Raw genomic sequence first — 24230 nt, 5'->3', positions numbered from 1 at the left:
CGCCACCGATGGTCCAGGTGACCCTCACGACCGACAACGGCCAAGCGTGGAGCGTTATCGGCACGGACGGCGTCGAAGTCTGGGCAGTTCCAGGGGGGTCAGGCATAGGTGATGGCCAGCAGGTCACGCTCGCTGATAACCGGAAGCCCGGGAACCGCGAGATCACCTATCAGGTGACCTCTGGGTCTCGTGTCGAGCAGTCCCAGCCGATCGTCATCCCCTTCGCTTCCGGCCTCGTCATTCAGACGCTCTCAGGATCTGTGTCGATTGAGGCGGACTACGCGGGCTCACGTCTTCCGCTGGACTTTCAGTCCAACCAGACGCGTTTCGATGTTCCTGGTCGCCCGCGACCCGTGATTCGCTACGCGCCGACCTCCGACATGGCGTCGGTGCTGCCGTTCTGGTATCCCGTCGAAGCGACCTCGAAGGTCCGAGCACTCCTGACTTCTGGGGAGCCGCTGCTCGTTCGGTGCGGTGAGCCTCTTGACGACTTCCCTTCGGTGAGCGTCGTCACGTACGGGAACGTGTCAACGGTCGCCGTCGCGGGCCACGGGATGCGTCGATGGGAGCTGCCGATCACGCTGATCGACGACCCGTACCTCGAGCAGCGTCTTGGCGCGTTCACGTGGGACTACATCGATGCGCTGCAGCAGGTCGGTTCGACGGTGCGCCGCTCGGGTGACGTGATGGAAGCGATCATGGCGGGCCGCACATGGGATGAGGTCGACGCGTTCGATTGGAGTGTGCTGGCGTGAGGTCCGGACCGTCTGTCACCGTTCTGTCGACGACGGCATCCTGGCGTTGCCGTGTGTCGTCCTGGTTGGGTGGCATGCTCCTCGCTGGTGACGTCCCGATCCTGACGGGCCATGCGACGGGGCACGTGTCACGGCGGGTGCAGAAGCACGTGTCGTTCAAGGTGCCGCCGGTCACAGTCGAGGCGGGACGGACGGTGGGATGGTTGCCGAAGAAGGCGACGGACCCGATCGCCCGCTACGGGCAGGTCGTCGACGTGACGATGAGCGTCGAGGGCGTGGACTCGCGGATCGGCCGTTACCTCATCGTCGAATGGAACGAGAACGACGACGGTTCGATCACAGTGGAGGCCGATGGGCTTCAGCGGTGGGCGGACGATGACCGGTTCCTGACCGCGGTCGGCCCCCGCGACGGGGGCACGCTGATCAGTGAGGCACGTCGGATGCTGCCGGGCTACATGTCCGCAGCGTTCGCGGACGGGCTGATCGACCGTGCGGTGCCGCTGGTGATGCAGTGGAACGAGAACCGGCTCGACAACCTGTACGGCATCGCCGACACATGGCCCGCCCGTCTGCGGGAGGACGAGTGGGGGCAGATGGTGTTCTCGCCCCCGCTGCCCGAGGTGCCCACCCCGGTCCTGTCCTACCGTGACGGTGGCCCGGAGACGAAGACCGTCACCGTGACCACAGGGGACGTGTACCCCGCGGATGACATCTACCCGCTGGATGACCGCTACCTCGGCGGCACGGTCGTCTCCGAGCTCCCTGTCGGCCCTGGCGGCACGCTGATGGCCGCCCCGGTCTCCGACACTCGCGACGGCGCCTACAACGTCTTCGTCGCCCGCTCGTCGGCGCAGGACGTGGACGTGCAGGCGGTGGTGCAGGTGCTGTCCGGGCCGATGGATCCGACGGGCCCGTATCGTCCGGTCCCGAAGTTCCTCGCCGCGCCGACGCTGACCACGTACGAGCAGTGTCGGGCGGCGGCGGAGTCGATGCGGGATGCCGCGGTCCGTGAGTCGACGATCCGGAAGGTGACGATCGCGCCGGACCCGCGCCCTGATCTGGACGACGCGGTGGAAACGATCACCGGATGGGGTACGCCGCAGCAGGAACGCCGGTGGGGGTATGTCGTCGGCTACGACATCGGCCTGACCGTCAACGACGGCCCGACCCGTCTCTACATCACCGGATAGGAGTCGCTGTGGGATCCTCTCTCGACCTCGTCGGCCTCGCGAAAATGCCCGTCGGTGTCGAGGCTGGTTCCGACCTCGAGCCGATGATCCTCGGACGGGTCATCGGCATCGACACCACCCGCCGTGCGGTGCAGGTCACGATCGCCGACTCCGACCCTCTGTGGGTTCGGGCGCAGCCGGCGATCTACACGCCGGGTGGTCTGGTCGAGCTCGAACGGTCACCGCTGAACGGCGGCCGCATCATCCGGTGCCTGGGCCCTCTCGACCTCATCACCCCGATCACTCCGGGCAAGGTCACCGCGATCAACGCCGGCGCGGGGACGCTGACTGTGGAGACTCTCGGGGCGTCGTTCGATCTCACCTACAACGCGGGCACGTATACGGTCGGTGCGATGGTGCACGTGGAGCGGGCGCCGAGCATGTTCGGTCATCCCGTGCACGTCCTCGGCCCCCAGGGCAACTACGCCGGCATCGACCCGGGTGGTTCGGGCGGCGGCGCGGCGAACCCCGGGCAGACGGAGCAACGGCAGACGACGATCGGCCCGCAGTGGTCGGGGTCGTGGACGGGTTCCCGGTGGGACAACTGGAACACCGACATCGCCGACTATGGCGGCCGCGCCGCGCTCTACCAGGGGCAGGGCTACGGCTCCCCGAACATGCAAGGCCTCGCGGTCTACGGTGATCAGATCGTGAACCTCGCCGCGTCGGCGATCACGAAGATGACGCTCACGCTCATCCGCCCCGCAAACGGGTCTGGTGGGGGCACGGGCCCGGCGGTGCTGCAGACGGCTCATGCTGGCGGCGCTGCACCTGCAGGTGGGCCTGGCGCATACGGTGCGACAGCATCCGTGGGTATCGGCCGTGGTGACACGGTGACGGTGGATCTGCCGTTGGCGATGTTCGAAGCGTTCCGCACCGGCGATGCGAAGGGTCTCGCGCTCGTCGGCTCGACCTACCTGAACCTCTTCGGTCAGGACCGCGCCGGGGCGATGACCCTCACGATCCAGTACGAGGTGGTCCGCTGATGGCCGCGCCGAGCAGCAGCACAACAGTCGACGGGCTCTGGTCCACCTGCGAGCTCTGCGGGTGCGTGGTGTCCGACACCGTCCTCCACGCCACCTGGCACAACACGGCCCCTGCCGGGGCGGGAAGCGAGTCCTGATGCCCACCACTAACGCCCGCGGCCACATCATCCCGCAGGGGTCCGAGGCCAGCTTCACGCGTGAGGTGCTCTTCACGCAGTTCGGGTTGTCGATCAACGACATCCGCCCTGTCGCGAACGCGACCGCACGCGACCAGTTCGTCACCGACATGCTCGCCGCGGGTCTGGGACCGTCATCCTCGCATCCGCTGTTCGTGATGCGCGCGGACGCTCCCGGCCTGCACCGCATCGAGTACACGATCGACGGGACCGTCTGGGTGCCCGCGTCGGGGCGTCTGCAGTTCTCCAGCCTGACGGCGGCGAACTCGTGGGCTACGGCGAACCCGTCCCTGCTGACCACGGGTGATGTGGCGATGATCGCTGGCAAGGAGTACCGGTGGGTCGGGTCGTGGCTGTCGACGGACCCTGCGATCGACCTGGTGTCCGGGATCTCGCGCACTCCGGGTGGGTCGCTCAACGTCGACGTGTGGTCGGTGCCGGGCACGGGCGAATCGGTCGCGACCGCGGGGTGGTTCACCTATGCCGCATCAACCGGCGACATCACGGTCGTCAATGCGGGCCGGTATGCGATCGAGGCACGCCTCGCGGTTGCGGCAGCTGCTTCGTACGTGGACCCTGCGGATTCGAAGACGAAGCAGCCGGCGATCGCGGTGTACATCATCCGAGACGACGGTGCTCAGATCCTCACTCAGGATTCCGTGGAGACGCATCCGACGTTCAGCAAGATGGTCAAGCTCTCGATCCCGTCGATCAGCCTCGCCGCGAACACGAAGCTGCGCGTCTGGATTCCGGGTGGCGGTGTTCTCGTCCCGTCGGGGGGAACTGTCTCGATCGGCGGCGTGGGCCGCGCGAACGGTGAGTTCATGGTCCGGAGCCTCGGATGAGCGTGAGCGCATTCTGGGCGGAGGATCGGTGGACGCGCGCGTTCGGCTACCGGCCGGGACCGAACGAGGACAACCCGTACACGCTCGGCTACCACATCGGTCAGGACGTCGGCGGGCGGTCCTGGTTCGCCCCGGTGCCGGTGCTCGTCAGCGGCATGGTGGTGCAGTCGGGGCGGGGTGCTCTGATCGGCGGGTACGTCGTCGTGCGTGTCAGCGACGGCACCTTCCACACGTACTGCCACCTGCGCACGGGGAGCCTCCCCGGGTACGGGACGCAGCTGACGGCAGGCGACGATCTCGTGCCGCTCGCGCGGTCTACGAGCCAGTACGCGGGCGACGACTACATGGGCTCCGCATCCGACGGGGCCCACTGCCACTTCGTCGTGTCGACGAATCCGGCGACGGCGTACAGCCCTCGCGCGGGGAATGTGATCGACCCGCGCCCCATCATCCGAGCCGCGCTGGGCGGCGACACGGCGGGCTCGAGCTCGCGACCGTTCGAGGAGGACGACATGTACACGACCGAAGACGCCGCGCGCGACGCGAGGATCGAAGCGACCCTCGAGAAGATCCGTGCTGCGCTCCTGGACGGCCAGGAACGCACCGGCCTCAGCATCCCGAAGGTCGACACCCTCTACGCCGAGGTCGGTGACACCCACAGCCGCCTCTTCCGAGTCGGCCCCAACGGTGTCCCGTACGACATCTTCCAGTGGATGGAGAAGGCGCTCGCAACGCTGCTGGACGCAGCGGGCAAGCAGCCCGTCACGGTCGAGCTCGACGATGAGGATCGGAAGGCCCTCGCGCAGTCGATCGCGATCATGCTGCCCGGGATGCTCGCACCGCTCTCCGACGACGACGTCGCCCGCATCGCGCAGGCCGCCGCGGACGAGCAGGCGAAGCGGCTCGCGAAGTGATCCGCCGGCTCTGGGCGTCGATGATCTGGCACCCCGACGCGATCCCAGCGTTGGAGGGTGAGGTCGCCCGGGACGTGAAGCGGTGGGTGCTTCCGCTGATCGACGCCGCCCTCATCCTCGGGAGCATCCTTGGCCTCAACGGGGGGATGCCGACGTTCGCGATCGTCTACAACGAGACGGTCTCGCAGATCGCGTCGGTCGCTGTTCTCATCGCCGCGGCCGGGTGTCTGATCGGTGTCGCGTTCCCACGGCTGTGGCTGATCGAGTTCATCAGCAAGTGCACGCTCAGCTTCATCCTGCTGCTGTATGCGGCGCTGCTGCTCGCTCTGGCGACGTCGGAGTATCCCGCGCGCGGCTTCATCGCCGGGGTGTGCGCTGCCGTCACGGTGCTGCCCGTCTGGCGGATCATCTGGCTTGGGCGGGAGTACCGACGCCGCAAGGGGCCCCGCAAGAAGCGGACGACGACACGATGACCTTCCTCGAGCTCCTCGGAGCGCTCAGCCCTCTCTTCGTACTCGCCGGCGTGATCATCACGGCGGTCCTGGCTCTGCGCGGCAAGAAGGACGAGACGGCCGTCGCCGCCACGAACGTCCAGGAGTCCGCGCTCGCGGCGCGGATGGACGATGCGATCGAACTCTCCGCCGTCATGCGGGCGGCTATCGAGGCGGAGGTCGAGCGGCAGGTCGCTCCCATGCGTGAAGCGCTGCAGAAGGTGAAGGACGAGTCGCGCGAGATGCACGACGCCGTCCGAGCCCGCGAAACGCAGCTGTGGCTCTGGGATCAGCGCGGACGCCCCGGCGACCTCCCCATGCTGCCGTCCCCGATCCTGCAACGCCTTGGCCTCGGCCACCTCGTCACCGGTCCTTTCGAGGACACCGAACCTATCAAGGAGTAGTCATGACCCCCTCCATCGCGTTCACGCTCGACCCGCTCGCGGTCGTGCAGCTGATCATCGCGTTCATCCTCCCTGTCCTCGTCGGCCTCGTCACGACCCGTGTGACGTCGCCGGCGGTGAAGGCGTGGCTCCTCGCCGCGCTCACGCTACTCACGTCGCTGCTCACCGAGCTCGCACGCGCTCTCACTTCGGGCGCCGTCTACGACATCGGTGCGGCGCTGATGCTCGCCCTGCCGACGTTCGTGGTGTCCGTGTCGACGTACTACGGCCTGTGGAAGCCGACCGGTGTCGCAGGTGCAGCGCAGGACGTCGTCGTGACGCCGCGGGACCCGGAGAAGCTTCTCCGTCGTGATCTGAAGGGCGACTGATGCCGGTTCTCGACGTCACCGCGGTGGCTCGGGAACTCGGCGCTGACACGCCTGTGCCGGCTGGCGTGGTGCGGGTCCGATACTGGTCCGCTCCCACGGTCCCGGCGGTGACCATCGACGGCTCGCAGGTTCGCTTCTCACCGACTCTCGAGGTCGCGATCACAGAGGGTGCACCGGTGGCGCAGCTGGACGTGCCCGCGACGGATGCGAACTGTTACGCGACGGTGACGATCGAACCGACACCCCCGTCCACACAGATGGGCCGCTATCACTCAGGCCCTGTCCTGATTCCTGAGGATGCGACGAGTCTCGCTGACCTGATCCCGGTCGACCCGGCGACCTACCAGCCGAACCCGACCACATCCACTCTCGACGCGCTCATCCAGCAGCGGATCGTCGAGCTCACCCGCAACGTGTACTGAGGAGCCCCGCATGGGTCTGATTGATGAGCATCTCCGCACTGATGTGGCGGCTGGTGATGGTGCGCCCGGGTCGGGCAAGCCGGGCCCCGCCGACGACATGCAGGCGTCCAACCTGAAGGTCAACGCGATCGGCGACGTCCTCTCGGTCGGCTACCTGGCCCCTGATGCGATCGTCCCGAACACACCGGAAGGTCGTGATGCGCTCGCAGCGTCGGCCAGGTTCGCAGTACTACCTGTCGGTGGTTCCGATGGGCAGGCCCTCATCAAAACGCCCACTGGCCTCGCATGGGGAGACGCCGGCTACGACGGGGGGAGCTTCTGATGGCACGACCTTGGAAGCGCGGCACTGCCGCGGCACGAGCAGCGAACACGACCGTTCCCGCCGCTGGCGAACTCGGGGTCGAAACCGACACTGGACGCGTGGTCATCTCCGATGGAGTCGCGGCGTGGGGTTCGCTGCCCGTCCTGGCACGGCTCGCGGAGGTGCCCGGTCTCATCGCTCCGGTTCTCGCAGCGATGCCGGACGTCGTCACCGCGGCAGCGAACATCGCGCTCGCCCTGGGAGGGGTGGGGGTGGTGGCTACGCCGCCCGAGTCCGGCACGGTGATCGTGTTCACCGATTCCGCTGGGCGCGTGCTCCTGAGCATCACCCCCGATGGCACGGTGCAGTTCGGCAAGGCTTTCACCGCACCCGCCGGGACGATCACGATGTCGATGCTCTCAGCCGACATCCAGGCCGGCATCCCGAGTGCCCTGCCGGTCGAGTCCGGCATGCTCAGCAGCACTGTCGACTCGGTGGGGCGGATCATCGCCGGTACTCGCGTGGATGGGTCAATGTTCGCGAAGGGCATCCCCGCATCGCCCGCCGCGGTCAACGCGAACTACATCATCACCGTGGAAGCGGATGCGAACGGCTCGGCTCAGTTGTTCTCGACCAGCCGCTCAACGGGCGCGAAGGTGCAGCTGACGACCGTGGGGCAGAACACGTCTCCGATCATCGACAGCTCGGATGTCGTGATCTTCCGTTCGGACCAGGGCGACCCCGTCGCTCGGCGCGCGCAGCTGTGCATCCCGGCCGCGGGCGGCGCAACCTATCCGCTCCTGTCGGAAGCGACCTCGTTCTACGCCGTTGGTGACTCCCTGACCGCCGGCACGGGGTCCACGGTGAGCGGATCGGGCTACCCGGCTGTGCTGGCGAAGCTGCTCGGGAAGGCCGTCGCGAACGATGGTTCGGGCGGGCAAACGTCAACTCAGATCGCGGCCCGGCAGGGAGGTAGTCCGGCGAGCGTCACGTTCTCGGGGGACTCGATCGCCGCGACGACATCCGCACAGACAGTCGTCGTGTCTCTCGACCTACTCTTCGGGGCCGCGGGGGCATACTCTCGCACCGGTACCATCGGGGGCGTCCACGGCACGCTGACAGCTCCCGCCGGATCGGATCGCACCGCGGCCCTGTCCGCGTACACGTTCACTCGCGACACTGCGGGATCGGCTGTGTCACTGACGGGCGCGACCGCGTTCGTCCCTGACGTCATCGCTACCTACGGCAACAGCATCCAGGGGTTCTGGGCGGGGCGTAACGACTTCCCTGATGTCGCACCATCCGTGATCGTCGCGAACATGCAGTCGATGGTGAACAAGATGCGCGCCTACCAGAAGCGATTCTGGGTGCTGTCGATCCCCCCGCAGTCGGGTGAGACCATCGGCTCCGGGGCCACACGGACGAAGCTGGATGCCGCGAACGCGGCACTCGCGGCCGCGTTCCCGAACAACTGGATCGACGGTGCCGGGTTCCTCCGAACCGATGCCGCGTTCACGATGGCCGGGATCACGAAGACCAGCCAGGACATCACCGACATCTCGAACGGGATCACCCCGACCTCGTTCCGCTCCGACGCCGTGCACCTCAACGACTACGGATACCTCATCATCGGGACACTGGTGCGCCAGTTCCTCGCACAGAAGGGATGGGCATGATGCCTTCCGGAACCAAGATCGCATCCGCTGTCGCTATCACCGACACGACGCTCCCGCTGTTCAACCCGGACCTCGCGATGCCCGTCGCGTCGTCTCGGGCGGCTAAGGGCCTCCTCGGCATCTGGGACATGAACCACTCCTACACGCCGTCGGCGGCCGGCGCGGCTACGGGCCTCGCGATCCCGAACGCCGCATGGGAAGATGCCGCCGCGCTGCTCGGCTCGGGCACGTCGAGCTCGCTCGCGGCGACCTTCACGACGGACTCCGGTCACGTCGCCGGGACGACGAGCGCGTTCGAGCGGACCAGCAAGGGTGGCCTGCATGGCATCGTCTCCCAGACGAACATCACCGCCGCGGACCAGGGCGCATACATCCTGCTCCCCTCCGCGATCCGCACCTACCTGCTCGCGAACTTGACGCACAACTACTTCGTGTCCGTCTGGTCGCGCATCACCCGTGTCGCAGCGTCCGGTTCGTCGTCGCTGCTGCTCGCGGCGATCCAGAACAACGCGAGCCCGGCGGCGAACTACCTCGTTCGCCTGCACGGGGACGCGGCGGGCGTCAAGCAGAACGGCGTCGGCCTCGGGTCCGCGTCGCTGCTGGCGATCAACACGCTCGGCAACGACTACAGCGAGTTCGGCGCATCGGGTCAGGTCGGAACCGTCACGTCGTCGTCGTTCAACCCCGGGATGTACTGGGGGTCGACGTCGAAGGCGGGAGCGTCGCAGAACAGCAACTCCGGCAACTTCAACAAGGCACCCTCGTGGATCTTCTACCGCATGCACCTCGAGGATCTGACCGTCTCCGGCCGCACGTTCGCGCAAGCGGCGATCGCAGACCAGGCGGCGTGGACGCTCGCCTTCGGCGCTGGTGGTCGCTTCAACGGTGACACCTTCACCACCCCCGCGATCTGACTCGAACTCAGAAGCCCCGGTGATCTCTTCGGAGATTGCCGGGGCTTCTTTGCGTTTCGTCTAGCCCCCGAGCACCGCGGCGAGGTGCTGCGCGACCTTCGCGTGCCCCTGGTTGTTGGGGTGGAAGCCGTCGGCGAAGTCTGTGGCGACGTCGAGCCACCCCTCCGCGTTCCCGTCGATCCAGGTGACCCCGTTGGCGGATGCCGCGGCGCTCACCGCCGACCGCACCATGTCCATCTGCGATGCGGGCGACGCCGGCGAGTTGATCGCGCCGAGCGCGTAGATCCTCGCATTCGGGAGTTGCGCACGGAGCGACGCGAAGACCTCGGAGGCCGCCGCATTCACGGTCGCGAAGTCGGAGGTGAGGTCGTTGCTGCTGCCCTGCACGACGACGACGGTGGGCGCGTACTGCACGACCGCGTCAACGCGGGATTGGAACGGGCCCTCGCCCTTGTCGTTGCCCTGGGTGTAGCCGGTTCCGCCGCCCTGGAACGCCTTCCACTCCCACCCCAGCGCCGAGCCGGTCAATCCGGGGTAGCCGTTCCGTGGCCCGGACGGGTCGGCGCCAGTACCGCCGGCCCACGAGTCGCCGAGGAACGCGACGCGCTGCGCGGGCGCGGGCGTCGAGGTGGCGGACGCTGCGGGAGACGGCTTGGTGACATCTGCGACCGTGCTCGGAGCGCGGTTCACCGTCAGCGCCGCGACGGTCAGTCCTCCGACGACAGCGACGAGGCCAACGAGCCCCAAGACGATCCAGCCAGCACGGTCGCTGCTCCGACGCCGCGAACGGCGCTTACTCTTCCCCATGCCCGCCAGATTAGCGTGACCGTGGGCACGCTCCCGATCTGGACGACCGTCGCTATTCGCGGACGCTGAGGAGCTGCCACCCTTCGGGCACCTTCGCCTCGAGCTGGGTCATGGTGTCGGCTTCGATCTCGCGGAGCCCGTCACGTCGTTCGATGGCGCCGGTCGCGGTGAGTGCGGTAGACCCGGCGGTCATGGTGACGGGTGCTTTCGTGAGCTCCCACCCGGCCGGCACCTGCGCGGTGAGCTTGCCGTGGATGTCGGCGAGGGAGTCGCCTTCGACGTTGACGGTGCGGGTCTCCACGGGGCGGATGAGGCCGGTCAGCATGCCCACCAGCCTACGGTCGCACCTGCGGGGCGCCGTGCACGGGAGCCTCCCGCCGCTCCCGGCCGAGCGCCACCCACGCGTCCGCGCCGGTGATCTCGAGCAGCGCCTCGCTGAACGTCCGGGTGTGCTCGTCGCCGTAGTACCCGGCCCATGATCCGGCGACGCGCGCGAGGATGTCGAGCCGATCGCCTGCGGCGGCGCGCAGCTCATCGATGACGGGTCCGGGGTCGGTGGTGTAGCGGTTGCGTGAGCAGATCGCGGACAGGAGCACGTCGAGAGCAGTGTCGGGGTCGAGACCGTGGCGGGACACGGGGCGAGCTTAGGGAGCCCCGCCGACATCGGTTGAGTCCAGCCACGTTGACAGTTGGGTGCCGGCGTCTCGGGTGATCGCGAAGCTGGCGCGGTCGTAGTAGGTGAGCATCCGAGGATCGGTCCATCCCGCGGACGCCATGATGTCGCGGTCGCTCACGCCCGCGTCCCGGGCGAGGGTGATGAAGGTGCGCCGTAGCGCGTGCGGGGTGATTCTAGGGAGGTCGTGCTGGACGCAGAGCCTCGCGAGTTCCCACCGCAGACGTGAGATGTCTCTACGCTCCCGTTCGCCTCTTGCGATGGGTGGCCCTCCTCCGTGCGAAGGGATGCGGAGCAGGAGCCCGGTTGTCCGCTTCGAGGTGAGTGCGGTGACCGCGGTGATCGTGCGGGGTGGGAGGGCGAGGAGTTGCCCACCGGGCACGTACTTCCGGTTCGCGAGCCTCACGCACACGTGTTCGCTGACGGTCGTGACGTCGTCGACTGTGAGCACGATCGCTTCGCCGATGCGGAGGCCGCTGAGGGCCGTGAGGCAGATTGCGGCGTGGACGTCGGGGTGCGCGGGTGCGTCCAGGAGCGTGCGCAGTTGTGAGGCGGTCAGCCAGTTCCCTGCCGCGTATCGGCGGCGACCACCGCGGTTGACGAGGCGTCCCGGGTCGGCGGGGATTATTCCCTCGTCGTGGGCGTACCGGAAGAGCCGGCAGACCGTCCCGACGTAGTTCGATGCGGTGGACACGCTGATGCCGCGCACGTCGATGCACCAGCGGCCGAAGGATTCGATGTGCACCCGCCGCACGTCCCACAGCGAAAGGTGACACATGTCGCACCAGGTCAGGAAGGTGCGCAGCTCGAACCGGTAGCGGGCGGCGGTGCGCGGCGGGTGGGAGGCGAGGAAGTCGTCGGCGGCCTGGTGGAGGGTCAGCGCCGCCATACGTGCACCCTTTCGGCGCGTAGCGGAGCCTCGGGCGGGCCCTTGATGTGCGGGGTGACCCAGGTAAGCCGCCGTTGCGCGCGACCCTCGCCGACCGGCTGCTGTCGCCAGTGGCCGCGGACCACCCACCGCACATGATGCGCGTGAGCTTCGGAGAGGGCGGACTGCTCAGATGGAGTCGGCGTTGTGGGACGCAGCGCGATGATCGACACGGGCTGAGGGGGCAATGCGCCGCGCGCAGCCGCCCCCGAACTCTGGCGGGCGCGGGTGATGCGGGTCGTCGCGATCGGTTGCATCATGAGCGCCCACGTCGCAGCGAGCACCCACGCGGTAGGAGAGGGCGCTCGGCCCTGCGGATTCTGCAACTGCACGGGAGGGGATACGTCGAGCGGGTAGAGGTCGGAGAGGTAGCAGCCCCACACGGTCCCGTCTTCCACCCACCACAGTGCACCCTGCACCGGCTTCACGCCGGCGAGGAGGGGTTCTTCGACGTACCGGTCCCAGAGCAGTAGGCCGGCGGTTGCGGGTGGTTCGATCTGCGTGTCTGGGGGGAGCGTACGGGCTGCGGCGACCGCGACCTGCGCCATCTCGTCCGACACCCAGTACAGCTGGGCTCGCAGGGCGGCGATCGACGGAGTCCACACCGGGGTGGGCATCCCGGGGAGACGGGCCCGGGGCGGGCGGTCGGCGAGGGTGCGGCGCAACGCGGCGCGCACTTGCGGCATCCGCGACGGGCCGGTCCTCACTTCCCCAGCGCCTTCCGCACCGTCACGCGCGTCAGGCCCGAACGGTCGGCGAGGGCCACCTCGCTGGCGTTCTTCCCGGACTCCGCGATGATCGCACCCACCAGCTGCGCCATCGCATCCCGCTCGGCCCTCCGCGCGCGGACGTAAGTGGCCGCGAGTCCTTCGAGGGAGTCATCGCCGAGGATGATCTGCGCGGCCCCAGACATCGCCTGCTCCGAGTCGTCATCCGGGCCAGGGTAGCGGGCGTCAACCATGCGGGCCGCGCGGGTCAGGGCGCTCTTCTGCTCGTCGCTCGCATCGGCGGCGAAGGGGCCGAGGTAGGCGTGAGGGTCGAAGGTGCTCATGGTGTCTCCTTGGCGGGTCAGATGAACGCGGCGCCGGTGACGATGTCGAGGTCCAGACCGAGGATCTCGCATGCCTGCTCGTCACCCATCGTGTCGCCGCCCATTGCGCCGGCGAAGAGGTTGCCCTCGTAGGTGCGACCCCATGCGGGCGCGTGCAGGAGGTCGATGTCCGCGGTGTCGTAGAGGCGGCGCGCGTGGCCTTCGCCGCGGTGGGCCTCGTCGACCTCGATATTCAGGATTAGGCCGGAGGTGTGCGCGTCGAGGCGGCCGATCGGTTCACCGTCGTTGGTGAGGGTCCAGGTGATCGCGGGGAGACCGTCGATGGTGGTCTCGGTGCGGGTGATCGCCATGTTCATGTATAGGACTATACAGAAGGGCGCGCCTGTTTGTCTACACCTATACAGGGTCGGGAGCTGCTGATCAGCCTCCGCGGATGCCGGGCAGCTCGTCGCCGGCGGCAGGCCGCTCGATCCAGGGGATGTCCTCGAAGTGCCCGCAGTAGCGACACTGGTAGCCGCCGTCCGCGGGGTGCATGACGGTGCCGCAGACGTCGCACGTCGGTTCGCCCGCGTAGTCGTCAGCATCGTCCACGAGGGGAGCGTACCCGCGGCGGCGGTGGCTCGGCGCAGATCGACTGTGCTACCACTGAAGTATGGATAGCTCTTTCGACATCGTCTCCAAGATCGATCGCCAGGAGGCGGACAACGCGCTCAACCAGGCACGCAAGGAGGTCGAGCAGCGCTACGACTTCAAGGGGACCGACGCCTCCATCGACTGGAGCGGCGAGGCGATCCTCATCAAGGCCAACAGCGAGGAGCGCGCGAAGGCCGTGCTCGACGTGTTCCAGACGAAGCTGATCAAGCGGGGCATCTCACTCAAGTCGCTCGACTCGGGCGAGCCGCAGGCATCCGGCAAGGAGTACCGCATCACCTCCACGCTCAAGGAGGGCATCTCCTCGGAGGACGCGAAGAAGATCAGCAAGATGATCCGCGACGAGGGACCCAAGTCGGTCAAGGCGCAGATCCAGGGCGACGAGTTGCGCGTGCAGTCCAAGTCGCGCGACGACCTGCAGGAGGTGCAGCGGATGCTGAAGGCCGCCGACCTCGACGTCGACCTCCAGTTCACCAACTACCGGTAAGGGCGCCGGCCGCGCGCTCAGCCGCGGCCGAGACCCGGCACCAGCACGGGCGTGCGCCGCTTGTACTCCCGGTAGGCGGGCTCGTCGCCCCAGCGGGCGTCGGCGCGCTTCTCGAGCAGAGGGATGCCGCTCACGCGGGTCAGCAGCAGCACGACGAACACCGGCGAGACGAGGGTGACCCACTGCCACCCGGTCGCGGCGGGCAGCGCGACGACGGCGACACCCACCCACACGAGGATCTCGCCGAAGTAGTTGGGATGCCGCGACCACGACCACACGCCCACGTCGATGAACCGGCCCGTGTTGGCGGGATCGCGCCGGAACGCGGCCTTCTGCCCGTCCGCGACGATCTCGATCACGAGACCGGCGAGCCAGACGACCGCGCCGACGACGATCCAGACGTCGAAACCCCGGCTCTCTCGCGCGGTGATGCCCACCCACGCCGCCGAGGACGTGACCGCGACCCAGAGACCCTGCATGATCCACACCCGCAGGAACGCCAGCGGGTTCACCTTGATGTCGTCGAAGCGCCCGTCCGAGCCCTGGGCGTGCACCCGGACGAACAGGAACACCGACAGCCGTACGCCCCAGATCACGATCATGGCGACCAGCACCCAGGCCCGCGCATCGGCGGGTGCGACCGCGATCAGCAGCCCCACCGCGACGAGCGCGAAGGTCAGGCCGCCGGTCAGGTCGAAGAACTTCTCCGTGCGCAGCAGCACCGCCGGGATGTACGCGATCAGCTGGATCGTGAAGGCCGCGGCGACGGCGAGGGCGAACAGGGGGATGCCGCCGAGCGACTGTCCGGCGGTGCTGCCGGCGACGGCGAGCGCAGCGCCGAGACCGAGGGCGACGAGGATCGTGACGAGGATGGCTCCGGGGCGCTGTGACATGGGGTCTCTCCGGGTGGGACGAGTCGGGCGGGTGGGACGGGGGAACGGGGGGAAACGGAGGGGGCGGAGCGGTCAGCTGTAGAGGGCGTCGATCGTGCGCGACTCGCGATTCAGCAGCTCGCGCCGACGGATCTTGAGGGTGGGTGTGACGATCTCGCGGTCCTCGGCATCCGCGAACACGAGCGCGAAGCGGCGCACCTGCTCGCTGCGCGAGACCAGCGTGTTCGCGTCGTCGACGGCGCGCTGCACGGCCGCCCGCAGATCCGGGTCGTCGAGGGCGACGCTGCGGCCGTCGTGGGCCGAGGTCACGGCGTCCTGATCGAGCACGATCAGCGCGGTCAGGTAGGGGCGCCCCTCCCCCACGGTGACCGCGGACGAGATGAGCGGGTGCTCCTCGATCGCCGCCTCCCAGCGCGCGGGCGCGACGGTCTTGCCGCCGGAGGTGGTCACGACATCCTTCACCCGGCCCTGCAGCACCAGCCGGCCGCGCTCGTCGAGCGTGCCGAGATCGCCGGTGCGGAAGAAGCCGTCCACGAACGCCTCACGGTCATCGTCCGGGTTGCGGTAGCCGGAGAACACGCCGACGCCCTTGGCGAGCACTTCGCCGTCGTCGGAGATGCGCACGGTCGAGCCGGGCAGCGGCACGCCCACCGTGCCGGAGCGGATGCGCCCCGGGAGGTTGCCGGTGAGCGGCGCCGTCGTCTCGGTCAGGCCGTAGCCCTCGATGACGGGGATGCCCATCCCCCGGAACAGCAGCGACAGCCGCGACGGCAGGGTGGCGCCTCCGGAGAGGACGTAACGGATCCGCCCGCCCATGAGCGCGCGGATACGACGGTAGAACAGCGCGTCGAACAGGCGCCGACGCAGCGACAGGCTCCACGAGGATGCCGGGACCTCGCCGTCGTCGATCCGCTCCTCCCGGCGCGCGGCCTGCACGGCGGTCCGCGCCGCCGCGGACCACGCTCCGCCCAGACGCTTCTCGGCGGCCTTGGCACCGGCGGCCGCGGCGATCTTCTCCAGGATGCGCGGGACCACGACCAGGAAGGTCGGGCGCAGGACCGACAGCGACGCGACGACCTCCGACGGCTCGGAGAGGTGGGCGATGCGCATGCCGCTCGCCAGGCAGATCAGCTGCAGCCCGCGGGCGAGCACGTGCGCCAGCGGGAGGAAGATCACGGTGCTGCCGTCGGCACGCACGATGTCGGAGTAGGCGGCCGCGATGTTGAGCACCTGCCCCAGGAAGTTCTCGTGGGTGAGCACGACGCCCTTCGGCGTGCCGCTGGTGCCGGAGGTGTAGACGATCGTCGCGGGCGATCCGGGTCCGGCCTGCGTCCGGGCCCGCTCCAGCGCGTCGTCGCCGACGGCGGCCCCGCTCGCGATGAGCGCGGGCAGACCGTCGGCCAGCGAGATCACCGTCGCGAGGCCGGCCTGCTCCAGCGCGGCGCGGGAACGCGCGTCTCCGCAGAAGGCGACGCGCACCTGCGCGTCGTCGACGATCGCCGCCACCTGGCTCGGCGCCGAGGAGTCGTAGACGGGCACGACGACGCCGCCCGCGAACCAGACCGCGAGGTCGGCGACCGCCCACTCGTACCGGGTCGGAGCCATGATCGCCACGGCATCCCCCGCCTGGAGCCCTCCGGCGAGCAGCCCCTTGGCCACGGCGCGCACCTCGTCGGCGAAGGCGGCGGTGCGGACACCGCGCCAGCTCGCGCCGGCGCTGCGCACGTCGAACGCGACGTGGTCGGGTGCCTCCGCGACGCGGCGGACGAGGAGGTCGGTGACGTTGCGGTAGGCGGTCAGGTCGGCCAGTGGCGCGGTCGTCGCTTCTCTCACGGGCAGAGCTCTCCTTCGGATGGGGCGTGGCTACCTGGTGTTCGGAGCCGAGGCCCGATCGGATGGGATATCCGCAGCGACATCCTCGCACGCCGCGGAAACAGCCCCGGAGGGGTTGCATTACGGTCGACGTATGTGTAGCTGAGCGGGCGCGTTCGGTCGGCCCGCCGTCACACCCACGCCCTCACCGGCGCCCTCGCCGACGGCCTGATCAGGAGATCGCGCCGGACAGGAGCCAGCGCCGGAGCGCGGCGTACGCGGCATCCCTCGGGCCGGGGGCCGACAGGAAAACGTCGTGGATCGCGCCGTCGATGCGCGCGACCGTCACCAGCGGACCCAACCGCGTCGCGGCGCGGGCGATGTCGTCGACGACGAGCACACTGTCGGTCGAGGTCATCTGCGCGCTCCACAGCACGGGCGAGGTCGACCCGGTCGAGAGCATCGTGAGCACGGGCGCGTCGATCGTCACGCCCGCGGCGACCGTGGCGTGGCCACGCATGACCGCGGCCAGCCAGCCCGGATGGGTCGGGAACCCGCGTTCGGGCCGCCACCCCTCAGGGCTGTCGGGCAGGGTGCCGAGCTCGCGCTGCGCGCGGGTGTAGAAGCCGAGGTCGACGACGGGGTGCGCCCCGAGCGGGTCGAAGCGCGCGCGCATCTCGATGAGCGGGGCGATCGCCTGACGCCCGATCGTGCCGGTCTGCAGTTCGAGCCACGGACTGTTGAGCACGACGGCGCTCGCGACGCCCGGATGCCGCGCCGCCCACAGGCTGAGCGTCAGCCCGCCCGTGGAATGCCCCAGGAGCACGAGCCGTCGCCGGCTCGCGCCGTCGTGTCCCATCGCGGCCAGCGCCGCCGCGATGTCGCCGTCGTAGTCCTCGAGGGCGGCGACGTAGCCGGGGGTCTGGCCAGGGCGCAGGCTGCGCCCGTAGCCGTGCAGGTCGAGCGCGTAGAACCGGGCGCCGAGGCCTGTCCACAGCCGGGCCAGCCCGGTCTGGAAGAAGTAGTCCGACCACCCGTGCACGTACAGCACGTCGACGCCGTTCAGGGCGCGCAGCCACGGCATCCGCGGGAGGGAGCGCACGAGGGTGGCGGGACCGGCGTCCGCCTCGAGCTCGAGCGTGAGCTGTTCGAAGCCCGGCCCGAGGATGTCTGCGCCCCACCCGCCCGCCATGCCGCCAGCCTATCGGCGGGACCCGTGCGCGGCACGGATGCCGGCCTCGCCGGCGTGAGCGGAGGAGATTTCTCCTCGGGAGGACGGATGCCGCCAAGACGACCTCCAGACGCGAAATCTCCTCCCGAGCGGTTCATCGTGCACGGTGGAGCCGTTGCGGCCCGACATGATGGCCGCCGTCGATCTGCAGGACGAGCCGCTCACCGATGAGCAGATCGACGCGGTGGCCGGCGATCCAGATCTGGCGCCGCAGCGGCAGACGCATCCACCGCAGCCGGGGCACGACGAAGGTCTCGAGCCCCGAGTCGGACCAGACCTCCGCCGCGGCGAGCACGCGGCGCGCACAGGCCGGAAGACGAAGCCGCGCGAGCGCCGCGGCATCCATCTCCGCATTCCGCAGCGCCGACTCCCACACCGCCAACGCGACCTCGAACGGCTGGCACGCGGCGACAGCAGCGAGCACGTTCTCGGGGGCATCGACCAGGGCATCCGGATGCCGCGGAACCACCGGCCGCGCCCAGTGCACGACCGCGGTGGCCGTCGGCGCCCTCCCCGCGTGCGCGTGAGCGGCGACGTGGACCCGCGTGTCGTCGTCGCGCACCCACCACCCGCGCCGGCGCGCCTGCGTCACGCACGAGATCACCACGCCCGACCGTGCCGCCGCGATCAGGTGCGGGTCGGCATCCGGTACGGCCAGCCAGCCGCGGGCCACGCGCACCAGCTCCCGCCGCGCCACCGCACGGTCGAGCGCACCGCGCCCGTATCCGGCTCGCCCGATCCGTTCGCTGCGGACCACGCCCCCGCGCTCGCGGGCCCACGTCGCGGCATCCATGTGCGACATCGTGACCCGAGCCACATCCGGCGACCACGCACGCCGCGGCATCCGTGCACAACCTGTCGCTTTCGCCCCGCTGGGGAGGAGCCGAAGCAGGCCGACCCGTGCGCGCCAACCGAGGAGATTTCCGTTCCGGAGGATGGATGCCGCGAAAACGACCTCCCGACGCGAAATGTCCTCCCGAACCGACGGCTTACTCGCCGCGGGAGACCCGGACCATCTCGTCGCGGTCGACAACCTTGATGCGGGCGCGGTCCTGGGCCGCCCCGAGGGCGACCTCGTGCTCGTCCAGGCGGTGCCAGCCGTCGAGATCCGTCCACGCGACCCCGCGCGACTCCAGCAGCGCCGGGATCGCCTCGGCGGAGGGATCGGCTGGCTGCCACCACGACGCCTGGTCGTTGATGAGGTGGCTGATCGTCTCCATCGCGTCGGACTTGGTGTGGCCGATCAGTCCCACCGGACCGCGCTTGATCCAGCCCGTGGCATACACACCGGGGACACGCTCGTTGGAGTCCTTGTGCAGCACCTGGCCCTCGTGGTTCGGGATCACGCCGTGCTTCTTGTCGAACGGGACGCCGGGAAGCGGGGAGCCGAAGTACCCGACGGCACGGTAGAGCTGCTGGATCGGCACCTCGCGCAGCTCGCCGGTGCCGACGACGCCGCCCTCCGCATCGGGACGGGTGCGCTCGTAGACGAGGGCCGCGACGCGCCCGGTGTCGTCGGTCTTGACCTCGACCGGCTTGGCCCAGAAGTGCAGGTGCAGCCGACGGGACGCCTCACCGCCGGCGTTGTTCACGCCCGGGCGCTGACGCCACGACTGCAGCACGCGGTCGATGACCATGACCTGCTTGTTGCTCGCGACCGCGGCGCGCGAGGCCTCGTCGTAGTCGAAGTCCTCGTCGTAGACGACCATGTCGACGTCGCGCAGCTCACCGAGCTCGCGCAGCTCGAGCGGCGTGAACTTCACCTGCGCCGGGCCGCGGCGGCCGAACACGTGCACGTCGGTGACCTGCGACGCCTCGAGCCCGGCGTGCACGTTCGCGGGGATCTCGGTGACCAGGAGGTCCTCGGCGTGCTTGGCGAGCACGCGGGCGACGTCGAGCGCGACGTTGCCGTTGCCGATGACGGCGACGGATGCCGCATCCAGCGGCCATTCGCGCGGGAAGTCGGGGTGGCCGTCGTACCAGCTGACGAAGTCGGCCGCGCCGAACGAGCCGACGGCGTCGATGCCCGGGATGTCGAGCTCGGCGTCCTTGATCGCGCCGGTCGCGAAGATGACGGCGTTGTAGTGCTGCTTGAGGTCGTCGAGGGTGATGTCCTCGCCGAAGCGGACATTGCCGAAGATGCGGATGTCGCCGCGGTCGAGCACGTCGCGCAGGGCCGTGATGATGCCCTTGATGCGGGGGTGGTCGGGCGCCACGCCGTAGCGGACGAGCCCGTACGGGGCCGGGAGGTGGTCGAACAGGTCGATCGAGACGTCGAACTTGCGCTCCGCCTTCAGCAGGATGTCCGCCGCGTAGATGCCGGCAGGACCCGCGCCGACGATGGCCAGCCTCAGCTTGGTCATGGGTGTTTCCTTCGTGTTCTTGCGGTCGTTGAGCCCGGGCCGGCCGGCCCGCGCCGACACGCGGTCAGCTGGAGCGGTCGACGATGACGTGGGCGAGTTTGACGAGCGCGTCGCGGACGGGGCCGGCCGGGAGCGGGTCGATCGCCTCGATCGCGGCATCCGCCCATTCGTACGCCTTCGCCCGGGTCGCCTCCGTGACCGCGTGGGTGCGCAGCTGCTCCATCGCCTCATCGAGGATCGCCGGATCGGCGCCGTCGGCGATGCGGGCCACGCCGTCGTCGATCGTCGCCTTCAGCGCGCGCGACGCCGGGTCGGAGGCGCGTCCGAGCAGCAGATACGGCATCGTCGGAACGCCGGCGCGCAGGTCGGTGCCGGGGACCTTGCCGGTCTGTGCGGGATCGTCGGAGAGGTCGATGACGTCGTCGAGCAGCTGGAAGGCGACGCCCACCTTCTCGCCGTACTCCAGCGCGGGCCGGCGGTACTCGGACGGAGCGTCCGAGAACAGGATGCCTGCCTGGGCGGATGCCGCGATCAGCGAGCCCGTCTTGTCGGCCAGCACCTGGAGGTAGAAGTCGACCGGATCCTCGCCCGCCTGCGCGCCGACGGTCTCGTGCATCTGACCGAGCACGAGACGCTCGAACGTGTCGGCCTGCAGGCGGATCGCCCGCTCGCCGATCTGCGCCATCAGCTGGCTGGCGCGCGAGAACATGAGGTCGCCGGTGAGGATCGCGACGTTGTTGCCCCACACCGCGTGGGCGCTGGGGACGCCGCGGCGCACGTCCGCGCCGTCCATGACGTCGTCGTGGTAGAGCGAGCCCAGATGCGTCATCTCGAGCGCGGTCGCACCGGTCACGACCTGCTCGGTCGTGCCCTCGCCGAGCTGCGCGGTCAGCAGCGTCAGCATGGGCCGCACCCGCTTGCCGCCCGCCTCGTAGAGGTAGCGGGTGGTGGCGTCGGCGAGCGCATCGCTCACGCGCAGTTCGCGGGCGAGGGTGTCCTCGACGCGGTCGAGGCCGTCTTCGACGACCGCGAGGAGCTTGCGCATCCGGGGACCGGCGAGCACGCGCTCGGTCAGGCCGAGATTGGCCGTCAGTCGCGCGCCGGCAGCGGAAGGGCTCGGAGTCACCATCCCAGCCTACCCGCGGCCGTCAGGTCCCGCCCGCCGCGGGCTCAGACCAGCGGCTTCACCGCGCGGTGCAGAGCCACGATGCCGAAGGTGAGATCGCGGTGCGCGACGCGGGTCCACCCGGCATCCCGGATCCACGACGACAGGGTCACCTGGTCGGGCCAGTCCTTGATCGACTCGTTGAGGTAGTCGTACGCGTCGGCGTTGGAGCTCACCGTCCGGGCGACGGTCGGGAGGATCCGGTCGTTGTAGAAGCGGTACAGGCCCGCGAAGGCCGCGTTCTGCGGGTGCGAGAACTCGCAGACGACGAGCCTGCCCCCGGGCGCGGTCACGCGCAGCATCTCTGCGAGCGCCTTCTTGGGGTCGTTGACGTTGCGCAACCCGAACGAGATCGTCACGACGTCGAACTCGTCGTCGGCGAAGGGCAACGCCATCGCGTCGGCCTCCACGAACGTGACGTTCGGGACGTGGCCGTGCCGGCGACGACCCTCGGCGATCATGCCGGGAGAGAAGTCCCCGGCCACGACCTCGGCGCCGCTGCGGGCGATCGCCACGGAACTGGCGCCCGTCCCCGCAGCCAGATCGAGGACGCGCTGGCCCGGGCGGGGCGCGATGGCGCGCGTCGTGGCGATGCGCCAGAGGCGGTCGTTGCCGAGGCTGAGGACCGTGTTCGTGCGGTCGTACCCCGCCGCGACCTCGTCGAACATGCCGCTCACGCGGGACGGATCCTTGCCCAGGTCGGCGCGGTGCTCACTCACCCTTCGATCCTAGGCGCGGGTCCCGGCCCACGGTGCGCCCCCGCCGGGCGCGACCGCGTCGAGCACCGCCAGCCAGCGCGCGGCGGTGGCGCCGTCGTACGGTGCCCGCTCCGCGCGGACGTCGGCCTCGAGCGCGACCGCGACGTCCTCCAGGCGGTCGACGATCTCCCGCGGGTACCCATACCGGACGCGGTGCTCGTCCCACTCGTCGCGGTCGTCGATCCAGATGCCCCGGCCGTCGCGGGCGCGCACGACGTCGAGGTCCATGTCGATGCCCGTCGGCGTCGGGATGCCGTCGGCGTCGGCCGCGGCATCCCATCGCAGATCCCACGCGATGTCGATGTAGATCGCGATGCGCGGGTGGGTCGCGTTGAGGGTCGCCGCATACTCGCCGCTCGGCGGGACGAGCGTCACGTTGTCGCCGAGGCTGACCGTGTCGACGCCGGGGCGCGCGCTGCGCCAGCCGTCACGCTGGCCGACCCAGTCGCCGTGCTCGTCGCTGCCGAGGAACACGCACTCGTGCTCCCAATGCGGGCCGCCGTCCCACTTGCGCCAGCGGAAGACGAGCGGGGTGCCGGGCGCGGGGCGAGCGGTCATGGTCGCGAGCCTAACCGGCCGCCACCGTCGCCGCGGCCGGCGCGGACGGGGCGGATTAGGCTGAACGGGTGAGTTCCGCGCCGTCCCGTCCGCCCCGTCTGCGCATCGTGACCCGCGAGATCGCCCCCATCGACGACCCGCTCGAGTACGCCGACCCGGCCGATCCGCTGGTGTGGACCCGGCGCAGCTCGTGGCTGGTCGGTGTCGGCTCCGCCCTGACGCTCACGGCCTCGGCGACGGATGCCGCGACCCTCGCCGACCGCTGGCGCGAGGTCGCGGCGGCGGCGGTGGTCGACGACCACGTCCGGGCGCCGGGAACGGGGCTGATCGCCTTCGGCGCACTCCCCTTCGACACGCAGTCCGCCTCGTCGGCCGTCCTCACCGTGCCGCTGCTGACCGTGGGCTCGCGCGACGGGCGCACGTGGGCGTCGTGGGTGCTGCCCGAGGAGGGCGCCCCCGAACCCGACGAGCCTCGCGCCATCGGCTACGGACCGCACTGGTCGGCCGCGGTCGGCCCCGGCGCGCTCACCCCCGAGGGCTACCAGGACGCGGTGCGCGCGGGCCTCGCGGCGATCGCCTCGGGCGAGGTCAGCAAAGTCGTCCTCGCCCGCGAGCTGGCGGGCACGGTGCCGGCCGACGCCGACCTGCGCCGGCTGGTGCGCTCCCTCGCCTCGGCCTACCCCGACACCTGGGTCTACGCGGTCGACGGTCTCATCGGAGCCAGCCCCGAGACGCTCGTGACGGTCTCCGGGGGCCAGGTCACCGCGCGCGTGCTCGCCGGCACGGTGGCGCGCGGTTCGGGTCCGGATGCCGATCGCGAGGCGGCCCTGCGCCTCGCCACCAGCGCGAAGGACCTGGCGGAGCATCAGTACGCCGTCCGCAGCCTCGTCGACGCGCTCACCCCGCACACGAGCGCGCTGGCCGCCGCCGAACAGCCCTTCACCCTCGCCCTGCCCAACGTCTGGCACCTCGCCACCGACGTCGAGGCGACCACCTCGCCCGAGACGTCGGCGCTCGATCTGCTGGGCGTGCTGCATCCCACGGCGGCCGTCGCCGGAACACCGACGGCCGCGGCGCTCGCGGCCATCCGCCGCATCGAGCCGTTCGACCGGGGGCGGTACGCGGGCCCGGTCGGGTGGGTCGACGCCCACGGCGACGGGGAGTGGGCCATCGCGCTGCGCGGGGCGCAGTTCGACCTCGCGGCGACGGATGCCGGCGGCATCCCGTTCCGCGCCCACGCGGGCGCGGGGATCGTCGCGGGCAGCGACCCCGAGGCCGAGATGCTGGAGACCCGCGTGAAGTTCCGGCCGATCGTCGACGCGCTGGCGTAGGGCGTTTCGCCTCGGCGCTGCGCGCCGCGCTCAACGACCGG

The 24230-nt window shown here is 69.9% G+C and carries 30 protein-coding genes; 14 read left to right on the top strand and 16 right to left on the bottom strand.

What is annotated here, in order from left to right; translation table 11 throughout:
• The first annotated feature begins 17 nt into the window (after positions 1–17).
• The 12 genes from L0965_RS03420 (at position 18) to L0965_RS03365 (ending at position 9481) form a co-directional block, all read left to right on the top strand.
• Entirely contained in the window at positions 18–755 is a 738-nt protein-coding gene (locus L0965_RS03420) for a hypothetical protein (RefSeq protein ID WP_157831557.1), read from the top strand.
• Between the two features lie 74 nt (positions 756–829).
• Complete coding sequence (locus L0965_RS03415; RefSeq protein WP_234057928.1) at positions 830–1945, top strand: hypothetical protein; 1116 nt, start codon at positions 830–832, stop codon at positions 1943–1945.
• Positions 1946–1953: 8 nt separating this feature from the next.
• A complete protein-coding gene (locus L0965_RS03410) occupies positions 1954–2970 on the top strand; it encodes a hypothetical protein (protein WP_234057927.1) in 1017 nt (338 codons plus the stop codon).
• Positions 2971–3106: 136 nt separating this feature from the next.
• Positions 3107–3991, top strand: coding sequence for a hypothetical protein (locus L0965_RS03405; protein WP_234057926.1), 885 nt, complete (start codon positions 3107–3109; stop codon positions 3989–3991).
• The gene (locus tag L0965_RS03400; RefSeq protein ID WP_234057925.1) at positions 3988–4905 is read left to right on the top strand and encodes a M23 family metallopeptidase; all 918 of its coding nucleotides are present in this window, start codon (positions 3988–3990) and stop codon (positions 4903–4905) included. Before L0965_RS03405 ends, L0965_RS03400 begins: the two co-directional genes overlap by 4 nt.
• Entirely contained in the window at positions 4902–5378 is a 477-nt protein-coding gene (locus L0965_RS03395; protein ID WP_234057924.1) for a hypothetical protein, read from the top strand. The genes L0965_RS03400 and L0965_RS03395 overlap by 4 nt, the downstream gene beginning before the upstream one ends.
• Entirely contained in the window at positions 5375–5800 is a 426-nt protein-coding gene (locus L0965_RS03390) for a hypothetical protein (protein ID WP_234057923.1), read from the top strand. The genes L0965_RS03395 and L0965_RS03390 overlap by 4 nt, the downstream gene beginning before the upstream one ends.
• 2 nt (positions 5801–5802) lie before the next feature.
• Positions 5803–6168 carry a hypothetical protein gene (locus tag L0965_RS03385; RefSeq protein ID WP_234057922.1) on the top strand — a complete coding sequence of 122 codons (366 nt, stop codon included), beginning with the start codon at positions 5803–5805 and terminating at the stop codon, positions 6166–6168.
• A 176-nt stretch (positions 6169–6344) separates the two neighbouring features.
• On the top strand, positions 6345–6590 hold the full coding sequence (locus L0965_RS03380; RefSeq protein WP_234057921.1) for a hypothetical protein: 246 nt from the start codon (positions 6345–6347) through the stop codon (positions 6588–6590).
• Positions 6591–6600: 10 nt separating this feature from the next.
• Positions 6601–6912 (top strand): hypothetical protein, encoded by a 312-nt coding sequence (locus L0965_RS03375; protein WP_234057920.1) that lies wholly within the window; start codon positions 6601–6603, stop codon positions 6910–6912.
• On the top strand, positions 6876–8567 hold the full coding sequence (locus tag L0965_RS03370; protein ID WP_308192894.1) for a hypothetical protein: 1692 nt from the start codon (positions 6876–6878) through the stop codon (positions 8565–8567). The genes L0965_RS03375 and L0965_RS03370 overlap by 37 nt, the downstream gene beginning before the upstream one ends.
• Positions 8564–9481, top strand: a complete 918-nt coding sequence (locus L0965_RS03365; RefSeq protein ID WP_234057918.1) for a hypothetical protein — start codon at positions 8564–8566, stop codon at positions 9479–9481. Before L0965_RS03370 ends, L0965_RS03365 begins: the two co-directional genes overlap by 4 nt.
• A 60-nt stretch (positions 9482–9541) precedes the next feature.
• On the opposite strand, the gene L0965_RS03360 is transcribed toward L0965_RS03365, so the two are convergent.
• The 8 genes from L0965_RS03360 to L0965_RS03325 all read right to left on the bottom strand — a co-directional run bounded on the left by L0965_RS03360 (position 9542) and on the right by L0965_RS03325 (position 13531).
• Entirely contained in the window at positions 9542–10288 is a 747-nt protein-coding gene (locus L0965_RS03360) for an SGNH/GDSL hydrolase family protein (RefSeq protein ID WP_234057917.1), read from the bottom strand.
• A 52-nt stretch (positions 10289–10340) separates the two neighbouring features.
• Positions 10341–10613: a hypothetical protein gene (locus L0965_RS03355; RefSeq protein WP_234057916.1), complete on the bottom strand. Its 273-nt coding sequence runs from the start codon at positions 10611–10613 to the stop codon at positions 10341–10343.
• Positions 10614–10623: 10 nt separating this feature from the next.
• Positions 10624–10923, bottom strand: coding sequence for a hypothetical protein (locus L0965_RS03350; protein ID WP_234057915.1), 300 nt, complete (start codon positions 10921–10923; stop codon positions 10624–10626).
• A 9-nt stretch (positions 10924–10932) separates the two neighbouring features.
• Complete coding sequence (locus tag L0965_RS03345; protein ID WP_234057914.1) at positions 10933–11850, bottom strand: site-specific integrase; 918 nt, start codon at positions 11848–11850, stop codon at positions 10933–10935.
• Entirely contained in the window at positions 11838–12596 is a 759-nt protein-coding gene (locus L0965_RS03340; protein WP_234057913.1) for a hypothetical protein, read from the bottom strand. Before L0965_RS03340 ends, L0965_RS03345 begins: the two co-directional genes overlap by 13 nt.
• Complete coding sequence (locus L0965_RS03335) at positions 12593–12940, bottom strand: hypothetical protein (RefSeq protein ID WP_234057912.1); 348 nt, start codon at positions 12938–12940, stop codon at positions 12593–12595. The genes L0965_RS03340 and L0965_RS03335 overlap by 4 nt, the downstream gene beginning before the upstream one ends.
• A gap of 17 nt (positions 12941–12957) precedes the next feature.
• The gene (locus L0965_RS03330) at positions 12958–13296 is read right to left on the bottom strand and encodes a hypothetical protein (protein ID WP_234057911.1); all 339 of its coding nucleotides are present in this window, start codon (positions 13294–13296) and stop codon (positions 12958–12960) included.
• 64 nt (positions 13297–13360) lie between these two features.
• Complete coding sequence (locus tag L0965_RS03325; protein ID WP_234057910.1) at positions 13361–13531, bottom strand: hypothetical protein; 171 nt, start codon at positions 13529–13531, stop codon at positions 13361–13363.
• A gap of 61 nt (positions 13532–13592) precedes the next feature.
• Between L0965_RS03325 and L0965_RS03320 the strand changes: the two genes are divergently transcribed.
• A complete protein-coding gene (locus tag L0965_RS03320) occupies positions 13593–14078 on the top strand; it encodes a YajQ family cyclic di-GMP-binding protein (RefSeq protein WP_101305646.1) in 486 nt (161 codons plus the stop codon).
• A 17-nt stretch (positions 14079–14095) separates the two neighbouring features.
• On the opposite strand, the gene L0965_RS03315 is transcribed toward L0965_RS03320, so the two are convergent.
• From L0965_RS03315 to L0965_RS03280, 8 genes are all read right to left on the bottom strand, one after another.
• Positions 14096–14971, bottom strand: coding sequence for a DUF1295 domain-containing protein (locus L0965_RS03315; protein WP_101305645.1), 876 nt, complete (start codon positions 14969–14971; stop codon positions 14096–14098).
• Between the two features lie 72 nt (positions 14972–15043).
• Positions 15044–16804: a long-chain fatty acid--CoA ligase gene (locus tag L0965_RS03310; protein WP_101305644.1), complete on the bottom strand. Its 1761-nt coding sequence runs from the start codon at positions 16802–16804 to the stop codon at positions 15044–15046.
• 211 nt (positions 16805–17015) lie between these two features.
• A complete protein-coding gene (locus L0965_RS03305) occupies positions 17016–17975 on the bottom strand; it encodes an alpha/beta hydrolase (protein ID WP_060960370.1) in 960 nt (319 codons plus the stop codon).
• 133 nt (positions 17976–18108) lie between these two features.
• On the bottom strand, positions 18109–18807 hold the full coding sequence (locus L0965_RS03300; protein ID WP_101305643.1) for a type IV toxin-antitoxin system AbiEi family antitoxin domain-containing protein: 699 nt from the start codon (positions 18805–18807) through the stop codon (positions 18109–18111).
• A 196-nt stretch (positions 18808–19003) separates the two neighbouring features.
• Positions 19004–20377 (bottom strand): FAD-dependent oxidoreductase, encoded by a 1374-nt coding sequence (locus L0965_RS03295; protein WP_060960368.1) that lies wholly within the window; start codon positions 20375–20377, stop codon positions 19004–19006.
• 64 nt (positions 20378–20441) lie between these two features.
• Positions 20442–21503 (bottom strand): polyprenyl synthetase family protein, encoded by a 1062-nt coding sequence (locus L0965_RS03290; protein WP_082734227.1) that lies wholly within the window; start codon positions 21501–21503, stop codon positions 20442–20444.
• A 44-nt stretch (positions 21504–21547) separates the two neighbouring features.
• Positions 21548–22261, bottom strand: coding sequence for a demethylmenaquinone methyltransferase (locus L0965_RS03285; RefSeq protein ID WP_101305642.1), 714 nt, complete (start codon positions 22259–22261; stop codon positions 21548–21550).
• A 9-nt stretch (positions 22262–22270) separates the two neighbouring features.
• The gene (locus L0965_RS03280; protein WP_101305641.1) at positions 22271–22858 is read right to left on the bottom strand and encodes a YgaC family protein; all 588 of its coding nucleotides are present in this window, start codon (positions 22856–22858) and stop codon (positions 22271–22273) included.
• 68 nt (positions 22859–22926) lie between these two features.
• Here L0965_RS03280 and L0965_RS03275 point away from each other — a divergent pair, with 68 nt between their 5' ends.
• The gene (locus L0965_RS03275) at positions 22927–24189 is read left to right on the top strand and encodes an isochorismate synthase MenF (protein ID WP_101305640.1); all 1263 of its coding nucleotides are present in this window, start codon (positions 22927–22929) and stop codon (positions 24187–24189) included.
• Positions 24190–24230: the final 41 nt, after the last annotated feature.

Origin of the sequence: Microbacterium sp. NFH-22A-Y (assembly GCF_021401375.1) — a bacterium.
Lineage (GTDB): Bacteria > Actinomycetota > Actinomycetes > Actinomycetales > Microbacteriaceae > Microbacterium > Microbacterium hominis.
Note: the sequence above shows the minus strand (reverse complement) of the source record. Positions and strands in the feature narration are given on the sequence as shown.

Excerpts from the sequence above, each read along its gene's own strand:
- L0965_RS03415 (WP_234057928.1), top strand. The coding sequence starts at position 830 with ATGCTCCTCGCTGGTGACGTCCCGATCCTGACGGGCCATGCGACGGGG.
- L0965_RS03405 (WP_234057926.1), top strand. The coding sequence starts at position 3,107 with ATGCCCACCACTAACGCCCGCGGCCACATCATCCCGCAGGGGTCCGAG.
- L0965_RS03400 (WP_234057925.1), top strand. The coding sequence starts at position 3,988 with ATGAGCGTGAGCGCATTCTGGGCGGAGGATCGGTGGACGCGCGCGTTC.
- L0965_RS03390 (WP_234057923.1), top strand. The coding sequence starts at position 5,375 with ATGACCTTCCTCGAGCTCCTCGGAGCGCTCAGCCCTCTCTTCGTACTC.
- L0965_RS03385 (WP_234057922.1), top strand. The coding sequence starts at position 5,803 with ATGACCCCCTCCATCGCGTTCACGCTCGACCCGCTCGCGGTCGTGCAG.
- L0965_RS03375 (WP_234057920.1), top strand. The coding sequence starts at position 6,601 with ATGGGTCTGATTGATGAGCATCTCCGCACTGATGTGGCGGCTGGTGAT.
- L0965_RS03370 (WP_308192894.1), top strand. The coding sequence starts at position 6,876 with ATGGGGAGACGCCGGCTACGACGGGGGGAGCTTCTGATGGCACGACCT.
- L0965_RS03365 (WP_234057918.1), top strand. The coding sequence starts at position 8,564 with ATGATGCCTTCCGGAACCAAGATCGCATCCGCTGTCGCTATCACCGAC.
- L0965_RS03360 (WP_234057917.1), bottom strand. The coding sequence starts at position 10,288 with ATGGGGAAGAGTAAGCGCCGTTCGCGGCGTCGGAGCAGCGACCGTGCT.
- L0965_RS03355 (WP_234057916.1), bottom strand. The coding sequence starts at position 10,613 with ATGCTGACCGGCCTCATCCGCCCCGTGGAGACCCGCACCGTCAACGTC.
- L0965_RS03345 (WP_234057914.1), bottom strand. The coding sequence starts at position 11,850 with ATGGCGGCGCTGACCCTCCACCAGGCCGCCGACGACTTCCTCGCCTCC.
- L0965_RS03335 (WP_234057912.1), bottom strand. The coding sequence starts at position 12,940 with ATGAGCACCTTCGACCCTCACGCCTACCTCGGCCCCTTCGCCGCCGAT.
- L0965_RS03330 (WP_234057911.1), bottom strand. The coding sequence starts at position 13,296 with ATGAACATGGCGATCACCCGCACCGAGACCACCATCGACGGTCTCCCC.
- L0965_RS03320 (WP_101305646.1), top strand. The coding sequence starts at position 13,593 with ATGGATAGCTCTTTCGACATCGTCTCCAAGATCGATCGCCAGGAGGCG.
- L0965_RS03315 (WP_101305645.1), bottom strand. The coding sequence starts at position 14,971 with ATGTCACAGCGCCCCGGAGCCATCCTCGTCACGATCCTCGTCGCCCTC.
- L0965_RS03305 (WP_060960370.1), bottom strand. The coding sequence starts at position 17,975 with ATGGCGGGCGGGTGGGGCGCAGACATCCTCGGGCCGGGCTTCGAACAG.
- L0965_RS03300 (WP_101305643.1), bottom strand. The coding sequence starts at position 18,807 with ATGGATGCCGCGACGTGGGCCCGCGAGCGCGGGGGCGTGGTCCGCAGC.
- L0965_RS03295 (WP_060960368.1), bottom strand. The coding sequence starts at position 20,377 with ATGACCAAGCTGAGGCTGGCCATCGTCGGCGCGGGTCCTGCCGGCATC.
- L0965_RS03280 (WP_101305641.1), bottom strand. The coding sequence starts at position 22,858 with ATGACCGCTCGCCCCGCGCCCGGCACCCCGCTCGTCTTCCGCTGGCGC.